The organism is Streptodolium elevatio, from assembly GCF_040649515.1.
GTDB lineage: Bacteria > Actinomycetota > Actinomycetes > Streptomycetales > Streptomycetaceae > Yinghuangia > Yinghuangia elevatio.
Map to the genome: position 1 here is coordinate 1 of NZ_JBEZFP010000214.1, position 10455 is coordinate 10455.

Genomic DNA, 10455 nt, shown 5'->3' on the forward strand with positions numbered 1-10455 from the left:
GAGCAACTCACCAGCCATACCCGCCCACTGCGACCCCTGCCCCGGGAACACGAACACCGTCTTCCCCACCGGACCCGCCGACCCCGTCACGACACCAGCAGACGGCTCACCCGCCGCCAGCGCCGCCAAGCCGTCGCGCAACCCGGCGAAATCCCCTACCACCACGGCGCGTTCGTCGAACAGCGCACGGGTGGAGACCAGCGAATGCCCGACGTCGACGGGGTGCAGAGCGACGGCACCGTCAGCGGTGACCAGGTCGAGCAGGCGTTGCGCCTGCGGGCGCAGGGCCGCCGCGCGCTTGGCCGTGACGATCCACGGCACTGCCGCCGTGGACGCGTCCGACTGCGGTTCGTCGTCCTCGACCGGTGTCGCCTCAAAGTGTTCGAGGATGACGTGGGCGTTGGTGCCGCTCACCCCGAAGGAGGAGACCGCGGCTCGGCGCGGGCGCCCGGTCTCGGGCCATTCCCGTGTGTCGGTGAGAAGCTCCACGCGCCCCGCCGACCAATCCACATGCGGAGTGGGCTCGTCGACGTGCAGGGTCTTGGGAAGGACCCCGTGCCGCAGCGCCTCGACCATCTTGATCACACCCGCCACCCCCGCGGCGGCCTGCGCATGCCCGATGTTCGACTTCAACGACCCCAGCCACAAAGGCCGATCGTCCGGCCGCCCCTGCCCGTATGTCGCCAACAACGCCTGCGCCTCGATCGGATCGCCCAAGCGCGTCCCGGTGCCGTGCGCCTCCACCACGTCCACGTCGGCCGCCGTCAGACCGGCATTCGCCAGCGCCTGACGGATCACCCGCTGCTGCGACGGACCGTTCGGCGCCGTCAGACCGTTCGACGCACCGTCCTGGTTCACCGCCGAACCCCGCACCACCGCAAGCACCTTGTGCCCGTTGCGTACCGCATCCGACAAACGCTCCAGGAGGAGCATCCCGACGCCCTCGGCCCAGCCGACCCCGTCGGCGGCGCCCGCGAAGGCCTTGCAGCGGCCGTCCACGGCCAGGCCGCGCTGCCGGGAGAACTCGGTGAACGCGCCGGGCGAGGCCATGACCGCGACGCCGCCGGCGAGGGCGAGGTCGCTCTCGCCCGTACGCAGGGACTGCGCCGCCAGGTGCAGCGTCACCAGGGAGGACGAGCAGGCCGTGTCGACCGTGACGGCCGGCCCCTCGAACCCGAACGAGTAGGAGATGCGGCCCGAAGCCACGCTGCCCGCCGAGCCGTTGCCCACATAACCCTCGAGGCCGGCGGGTACGTCCGCCGGCTGCGGGGCGTAGTGGTGGTACATGACACCCGCGAAGACCCCGGTCCGGCTGCCCCGCAGCACGGTCGGGTCGATGCCCGCGCGCTCGAAGACCTCCCATGTGGTCTCCAGCAGCAGGCGGTGCTGCGGGTCGGTGGCAAGTGCCTCGCGCGGCGAGATCTCGAAGAACCCGGCGTCGAAGTCGGCGGCGTCGTACAGGAAGCCGCCGTGCCGCGTGTAGGACTTGCCGGGCGCCAACGGGTCTTCGTCGAAGAGGTCGTCGACGTGCCAGCCCCGGTCGTCGGGGAACGGGCCGACGGCGTCGGTGCCCGACGCGACGAGGTTCCACAGATCGGCGGGCGACGCGACGCCGCCGGGAAGGCGGCAGGCCATGCCCACGATGACGACGGGGTCGTCGGCCACCGCGCCCCCGACCGCGGGGATCTTCTCCGTCGCGTTCGCCACCGCCGCACGGTCCACGCCGCCCGCACTCCCCGCACTGCCCGCACTGCCCACGAGTTCGTCGCGAAGATGGCCGGCAAGCGCGCTCGGGGTCGGATAGTCGAAGACCGAAGTCGCGGGCAGCCGCAGGCCGGTCGCCGCGTTGAGCCGGTTGCGCAGTTCGACGGCCGTGAGCGAGTCCATCCCCATGTCGCTGAAAGCACGCCGGGGACCGACGGCATCCGGCTCCGCACCGAGCACACCCGCCACCGCCGCGGTGACCAGGTCGAGAACCTCCGCGTCGCGCCCGGCGGCGTCCAGCGGCGCGAGTCGCGCCGCGAGCCCCCCGGTGGCCGTCGGAGCGCCCGCGGCGGCGGCTGCCGTCCGCCGCCGCGGGGGGACGAGGCCACGGAGAAGGGACGGCACGGGTTCACCGGTCGTGGCGGCCCTGCCCCGCAAGCCGGCGAGGTCGAGGGGTGCGGGAACGAACACAGCCGAGGTGGCGGCCCGGTAGCCGGATGCTCCGGGCGCGACGGGACCACCGGTGAGCGCGTCGAACAGCCGCAGGCCTTCCCGAGTGCCGAGGGCCCGTATCCCGGCACGGGCGGCGCGGGCCCGGTCGGCTCCGGTCAGGTGGGCGGTCATGCCGCCCGCCTCCTCCCACATCCCCCAGGCGAGCGACACGGCAGGCAGTCCGGCCGCGCGGCGCCGCTCGGCCAGGGCGTCGAGGAACGTGTTGGCCGCGGCGTAGTTCCCCTGCCCGGCTCCGCCCATCACGGCCGCGACGGACGAGAACAGCACGAACGCCGAAAGCCGGTGATGGCGCGTCAGGTCGTGGAGGTGCCACGCGGCGTCCGCTTTCGGACGGAGCACTGACGCAATGCGCTCGGGTGTGAGCGACGCGGTGACACCGTCGTCGATGACGCCGGCCGCGTGCACGACCGCAGTGAGCGGGTGTTCGGACGGGATGGCATCCAGAGTTCGGGCCAGGGCCTCGCGATCGGCGGCATCGACCGCCGCGACGACCACGTGCGCGCCGAACTCGACCAGCTCCTGCACGAGTTCATGGGCTCCCGGAGTGTCGAGACCGCGGCGACCGGTGAGGATCAGGTGCCGTACGCCGCGTTCGGCCACCAGGTGCCGCGCCAAGTGGGTGCCAAGAGCTCCAAGGCCGCCGGTGACGAGCACGGTTCCGTCCGGATCCCAACTGTCGGCGGGTTCGTGGGCGTCCGGGGCGGGAGTAGGTCGCGCGAGCCTGGGGACGAGCAAGGTCCCCTCACGCCAGGCCAGTTGGCCTTCGTCGGCGGCGAGGGCGGCATCGTACGCCGCACTCAGCGCGGTCCGGCCCGGCGTCCGCCGGGGGTCCCGGCCACCGGTGGAGAAGTCCGCGTCGACGTCGAGGAGCACGATACGGCCGGGCTGCTCGCTCTGCGCGCTGCGGACCAGGCCCCAGACGGCCGCGCCCGCCGGGTCGGGAACGTCGCCCGGGGCGGCGGCCACCGCGCCACGCGACAGGACGACCAGCCGGGGGCCGTCCGGATTGTCCGGGCGGGCAAGCCAGGCCTGAAGCGTCGCGAGCGCCCGCGTCGTCTCGCGGTGGGCGGCGGCCGCGGTGTCGGCCGGATCGATCGGTCCGCCGACCACGTGCACCGGGATCTCGCCGTCGCCGAGGTCCAGCTGACCGAGCTGACGGAGCTGACGGAGCTGACCGAGCTGATCCAGTTGACCGGGATGACCGGATCGGTCCGACGGCGGGACGACCGTCGCGCCCAAAGCCTTGCCCGCGCCCCATGGATCCTCGCCGAGCACGGCCCACATGCGACTGTCGGCCTGGCCTCCGGTGCCGGTCGCCGGGACCCAGGTCGGCACGAACAGCGCGTCGTGATCGGTGCCGCGCGCCCCGGCGACCTGCTCGGCCGTCGCGGGCCGGGTGGCGAGCGCGGAGATGGACACGACCGGCGCGCCGGTGTCGTCGGCGGCGTCGAAGACCAGGTCTCCCACGCCGGTCATCACCATGCGTATGCGCAGTGCGGTGGCGCCGGTGGCGTGCAGCCGCACGCCGTTCCATACGAAGGGCAGGCGGTTGGTGCCCTCGTCGGTGGTGGCGAGCGATTGGTACGTGGCCGCGTGGAACGCCGCGTCCAGCAGCGCCGGGTGCAGGCCGTAGCGGCCCGCTGCCTCGCGTTCCGCCTCCGGGAGCACGGCGTCGGCGAAGATCTCGTCGCCGCGCCGCCACGCGGCGCGCAGCCCGCGGAAGGCCGGACCGTAGGCGATTCCGGCGCGGGCAAGGGCCTCGTAGGCGTCGGACACGTCGACCGGAACCGCTCCCGCGGGTGGCCAGTCGGCGCCGCCGAGCACGTCGCGAGCCTCGTCCGCGCCGCCGGGCGTCTCCGTGGTGCCGCCGGGCGTCGCCGGGGCGGAAGCGACCAGGTAACCGGCGGCGTGCCGGTTCCACGGGTTGTCCGCCGCCGCTTCCTCCGCTCGGGCGTAGACCGCGACGGGACGGCGCGCCGGGGTCCTGCCGGGCTCGGTGGCGCCGACCACGACCTGGAGGTGTGCCGCGGCGCGCTCGTCGAGCACGAGTGGTGCCTCGATCACGAGTTCGTCGACGGTGTCGAGTCCGACCTCGTCGCCCGCCCGGATCGCGGCCTCGACGAAGGCGGTTCCCGGCACGAGGACCGAGCCCATGACGACGTGGTCCGCGAGCCAGGGGTGTGTGCGCGCCGAAAGGCGTCCGGTCAGCAGGACGCTGCCCGCGCCGCCGGACGTCGCCTCGTCGGTGCCCTCGGTGTGTGCGACGTGCACGGCCGCGCCGAAGAGCGGGTGCCCGGCTGCTGCCAGACCCAGTCCTGCGGGATCGGCGCCGCCCGTCGCGGGCTGGTCGATCCAGAAGCGCCGGGGCTGGAAGGCGTACGTGGGCAGTTCGACCGGGCGCGGCGCGAACGGCCGGTAGAACTCGTGCCAGTCGACGACGGCGCCCTGCGCGTGGGCTGCGCCGAGCGCTTGGAGCACCGTCGCGGCCTCGGCACGATCGCGGCGCAATGCGGCTGCGAACAGAGGCGGTTCGTGGTTGTCCGTGGTCGCGAGCGAGTCCTGCGCCATCGCGGTGAGGATGCCCTCGGGGCCGAGTTCGAGGTAGGTGCGTACGCCCTCCCCGGCCAGGTGCGTGACGACGTCGTGGAAGCGCACGGCGTTGCGGACGTGTGCGACCCAGTGTTCCGGGTCGGCGAGTTCGTGTCCCTCGACGACACGGCCGGTGAGGTTGGAGACGACCGGGATGGCCGGGGCACCGTAGGCGAGTCCGGCGGCGACGCCGCGGAACTCGTCGAGCATGCCGTCCATGAGCGGCGAGTGGAACGCGTGGCTGACGCGCAGGCGCCTGGTCTTGCGGCCCAGCGCGGTGAAGTGTGCCGCGACCTTGAGTGCGGCGTCCGTGTCGCCGGACACCACGATCGCGTTCGGCCCGTTGACGGCCGCGATGCCCACCCTGTCCTCGCGACCGGCCAGCGCGGCAGCGACCTCGGACTCGGTGGCCTGCACCGCGATCATCGCGCCGGTGGTCGGCATCGCCTGCATGAGCCGGGCGCGAGCCGCGACCAGTGCCGCGGCGTCGGCCACGTCGAGCACGCCGGAGACGTGCGCCGCGGTGAGTTCGCCGAGCGAGTGGCCGGTGACGAAGTCCGGGCGTACCCCCCAGGATTCGAAGAGCCGGTAGAGGGCTGTCCCGAGTGCGAACAGGGCCGGCTGCGCGTAGATCGTACGGTCGAGTTGCCCGGCCGCGAAGTCGTCGCCCGGTTCGGCGAAGACGATCTCGCGCAGCGCATGGGGGACGTGCCCGGCCAGGTTGCGGTCCAACGCCTCGGCCACGGTGTCGAATGCGGCCGCGAACACGGGGTAGCGGGCGTGGAGTTCCCGTCCCATGCCGAGGTGTTGGCTGCCCTGTCCGGTGAAGAGAAAGGCCAGCCCCTCCGCCGCCGCACTTCCGCGCACGACCTCCGGACCAGGCGCCTCACCCCGGGCGAGCGCATCCAACCCGGCGAGGAACGCGGCGGTGTCGTCGGCGACGACGACCGCGCGCTCGGCAAGGGCCGCGCGGGTGGTGGCGAGCGAGTACGCGGTGTGGAGGGAGGACTCGGCGTCGAGGGGGGACTCGGGGTCCAGGACCACCGCCGACCCGCCCGATCCCGCCGATGCCGTACGCACGTGTGCCGCCAACCGCTCGGCCTGCGCGCGCAAGGCGGCCGGGGTCTTCGCCGACAGCACCCACGGGACCGGTCCGGGCGCGGTGCCGAACGCCGCGACGTCACCTGTCCCGTCTGCCGGCGCGGGACGGTCGTCCTCTTCCCTCACGTCCTCCGGGCGTTCGAGGATGATGTGCGCGTTGGTGCCGCTCGCGCCGAACGCGGAGATCCCCGCGCGGCGCGGACGGCCGGTGTCCGGCCAGGGCAGCGCCTCGGTGAGCACGCGTACGTTCCCAGCCGTCCAGTCCACGTACGGAGTGGGCTCGTCGACGTGCAGCGTCTTCGGGAGCACCCCGTGGCGCATCGCCTCGATCATCTTGATCACGCCGACGATTCCGGCCGCCGCCTGGGTGTGGCCGATGTTCGACTTCGACGAGCCGATCCACAGCGGCCTGTCCTCGGGGCGGCCCTGGCCGTACGTCGCCAGGAGCGCCTGGGCCTCGATGGGATCACCCAGGGTGGTGCCGGTCCCGTGGGCCTCCACCGCGTCCACGTCCGCGGCGGTCAGGCGCGCGTTGCGCAGCGCCTCGCGGATGACGCGCTCCTGCGACGGGCCGTTCGGCGCGGTGAGTCCGTTCGATGCGCCGTCCTGATTGACCGCGCTGCCGCGCAGCACCGCGAGGATGCGGTGGCCGTTGCGGCGGGCGTCGGCGAGGCGCTCGACCAGCACCAGGCCCACGCCTTCCGACCAGCCCGTGCCGTCCGCCGCTCCGGCGAAGGCCTTGCAGCGGCCGTCGGCGGACAACCCGCGCTGCCGGGAGAACTCGACGAAGCCCAGCGGCGAGGCCATCAGCGTGACGCCGCCGGCGAGGGCCAGATCACATTCCCCGGTGCGCAGCGAGTGCGCCGCGAGATGCAGCGCAACCAGCGAGGACGAGCACGCGGTGTCGACCGTCACGGCCGGGCCCTCGAAGCCGAAGCTGTACGCGATGCGCCCGGACGCGACGCTCGCCGCGTTACCGTTGCCGATGTACCCGCCGACCTCGTCGGGGATCTCGCGCAGCCGGGCCGCGTAGTCCTGCCCGTTGGTGCCGGCGAACACGCCGGTGCGGCTGCCGGCGAGGCCGGTCGCGTCGATGCCCGCGCGTTCGAACAGCTCCCACGCCGTCTCCAGGAGCAGGCGGTGCTGCGGGTCGGTGGCGAGTGCCTCACGGGGCGCGATGCCGAAGAAGTCGTTGTCGAACCCGGCGATGTCGGGCAGGAAGGAGCCGCTGCGGGTGGTGGACCGCCCTGGCTTGTCCGGATCGGGATCGTACAAGTCGTCGACGTCCCATCCCCGGTCCTCGGGGAAGGGGCCGATGGTCTCGGCGCCGTCCGCGACGATCCGCCACAGCGCCTCCGGCGACGTGGCGCCGCCGGGGAGGCGGCATGCGGCCGCGACGATGGCCACCGGTTCCGGCGACGTGTTCTCGGCTTCCCGCAACTGCTCGCGGGTCTCGTGGAGTTCCACGGTCAGCCGCTTGAGGAGGTGGCGTATCTGGCTGTCGTTCATGGTGTGGTTCCGCCCTGTTCTCGCCGTGGCGTCAGGAAATGCCGAACTGCTTGCCGATGAGCGCGATCAGCTCGTCGTCGCCGGCCGCGGAGATCTCGTCGGCGAACGACGCGTCTCCCGGGGCCGGGTCCGCGCCGCCCGGCTCGGAATCGGGAGCGGATGCGCCTGCGGCCGCGGCCCGTTCGTTCCAGCGGGCCGCGAGGTCCGCCAATCGTGCCGCCGTACGCGCGTAACCGTCGGCGTGCTCCGACAGGCCGGCGAACAGCGTCTCCAGGCGGTCGAGTTCGGCGTCGACCGCGGTCGCGGTGGCGGCACCCCCGGGATCGGCTTCGGGGACGAGTCGGCCGCTCAGGTGTCTGGCGAGGGCGTTCGGGGTCGGGTGGTCGAAGATCAGCGTCGCGGGCAGCCGCTGCCCGGTCTCGGCGATAAGCCGGTTGCGCAGTTCGACCGCGGTGAGCGAGTCGAACCCCTGGTCGCGGAAGGGCTTCGCGACGTCGACCGCGTCCGCCGATTCGTGGCCCTGGACGACGGCCGCCAGCCCGCGGACGAGCCGGACGAGGTGCCGGACCCGACCCTGCTCGTCGAGTCCGCCCAGCGCGGCGGCCAGGCGCACGCCGGGCTCTTCGGTGTCGGGGCGGCCGGCGGCGCGGTCACCGTGTCCGCCCTCGGCCGGCCCGTCGGCCCCCGGATCGCCGCGCAGGATCTCGGAGACGAGTGCCTTGGGGCGGTCGCGGAACAGGACGTCCCAGTCGATGTCGCAGACCGCGAGGTGGCTCTCCCCGTGGTCGAGGATGTGTCCGAGCGCCTCGACCGCACGTGCGGGGTCGAGCATGGTCAACCCCTGGCGACCGAGCCGCTCCTCGATCTCCGGCGACGCGATGCCGCCTCCGGCCCAGTGCCCCCACGAGATCGACGTGGCCGCCAACCCGGCCGCCCGGCGGCGTGAGGCGAGCGCGTCGAGATACGCGTTCCCGGGCGCGTAGTTGCCCTGCCCGGCGGCGGCGCAGATGCCCGCCACCGACGAGAACAACACGAAGGCCGACAGGTCCAGGTCGCGGGTCAGCTCGTGCAGGTGCTCGGCGCCGCCGACCTTGACACGCAGCGCGTGCTGCATCTGTGCGACCGTCAGATCGCCGATGACCGCGTCGTCGAGGATCGCCGCGGCATGGAAGACCGCCGTCAGCGGGTATTCGGCCGGAACGGCCGCCAGCACGGACACGAGCGCCTCGCGGTCGCCCACATCGCAGGCGGCGTACGACACTTCGGTGCCGAGCGCCCGAACCTCCGCGGCCAGTTCGGCGGCCCCCGGGGCTTCGGCACCGGATCGGCTGACCAGCAACAGGTGTTCGGCACCGCGCGAGGCGAGCCACCGCGCGACGTGGCCGCCGAGCGCACCGGTGCCTCCGGTGATCAGAACCGTGCCGGACGGCTTGTACGTCTCCGCGGGTGCGGCGGCGGTCAGCGGCGCGCGCACGAGCCGCCGGGCACGCGGTCCGTCGGGACGCAGCGCCACTTCGAACTCGCCGGACGCTCCGGACAGCACCGCGAGGAGGCGGTCCGGGGCGGATCCCCCCGAGCCGCGCCGCAGCGCGTCGGGGCCGGTTGCCGGAAGGTCGATCAACCCGCCCCATGTGTCCGGGAATTCCGCAGGGACCACGCCGCCGAACCCCCACACCTGAGACTGCTCGGGGGCACGTACGGCATCGCCCGGCGCCGCGGTCACCGCGCCGTCGGTGGCCAGCCACAGGCGTGCGGTCGAGCCGATGTCGTCGAGGACCTGGGTCAGTGCCAGCGTGGCGGCCGCACCCCACGGGACGGCGTCGTGGCCGTCCGCCTGCCCGGCACCGAGCGCGAGGAACGACAGCACGCCGGTGACCGGCGCCTCCGCCCGCGCGCCGGCGATCAGGCCGCGCAGCCGCGACCGGTCCGCGCTGTCGCGACCGACCCGGACCGGCACGACGCGTGCCCCGGCGGAGGTCAGTTCGCGGGTGAAGTAGTCGTACCACCGGTCGGCGTCGGCGGACCCGGTGTCCTCCGGGACGACCAGGAGCCATGTGCCGGTGAGCCGGACCGGGGCGTCAGGTGCGGAGACCGGGCGCCAGACGACGCGGTGCCGCCAGGCGTCCACGGCCGCACCGGTACGCCTGCGGTCCCACCACGAGGACAACGCCGGAAGCACGTCCCCCAAGGACCGCGTCAAGTCACGGTCGGCGCCGAGGACTTCGGACAGTCCCGAGGCGTCACCGCCCTCGACCAGCTCCCAGAACGCGGTGTCGACAGCCACCGCGGTGGACGGCTGCCCCGCCGTGGCCGACGGCTCCAGCCAATAGCGGCGGCGCTGGAAGGCGTACGTGGGCAGTTCGACCGGGATCGGTCGGTACTCGGCGAACGCCGCGGCCCAGTCGACCTCGACGCCGCGGACCCACGCCTCGGCCAGCGACGCGGTGAGGCGGCGCAGGTTGCCTTGGTCGCGCCGCAGGGTGCCGACGACGACCCGGTGATCGGGTGCCCCTTCGGTGTCGTCGAGGGTCTCCTCGATCGCCGCGGTGAGCACGGGATGCGGACTGATCTCCAGGAAGACGTTGTGCCCGGAGACGGCGAGGCCGCGGGTCGTCTCGGCGAAGCGCACGGTCTCGCGCAGGTTGGTGGCCCAGTAGGCCGCGTCGAGCGACGCGGTCTCCAGCCGCTCGCCCGTGACCGTGGACCAGAACGGGACGCGTCCCGACGACGGTTCGATGCCCGAGAGGTCGGTGGTGATCCGCTCCCGGATCCGGTCCACCTGCGCGGAGTGGGACGCGTAGTCCACCGGGATCAACCGGGCCCGGCCTCCCTCGTCCGTCACCTCGGCAACCAGCGCCGCAAGGTCGTCGGACGGGCCGGAGACGACGGTCTGCCCGGGACTGTTGACCGCCGCCACGGAGATCCGGCCGTCGTACGCCGCGACGCGCTCCTGGACGCGGTCCTCGGGCTCCGCAACCGAGGCCATGCCGCCGCCCAGCCCGGACAGTTCCAGGATCGCCCGGCTGCGCAACGCCACCA

2 protein-coding genes are annotated in these 10455 nt (G+C 73.5%); both read right to left on the minus strand.

Going from position 1 to position 10455, the window contains the following annotated elements:
• The coding region (locus tag AB0C36_RS41300) for a type I polyketide synthase (protein ID WP_358364497.1) at positions 1-7416 on the minus strand (7416 nt) is incomplete at its 3' end.
• A 31-nt stretch (positions 7417-7447) separates the two neighbouring features.
• Positions 7448-10455 (minus strand): SDR family NAD(P)-dependent oxidoreductase (locus tag AB0C36_RS41305; protein WP_358364499.1); only part of this gene is annotated, 3008 nt, incomplete at its 5' end.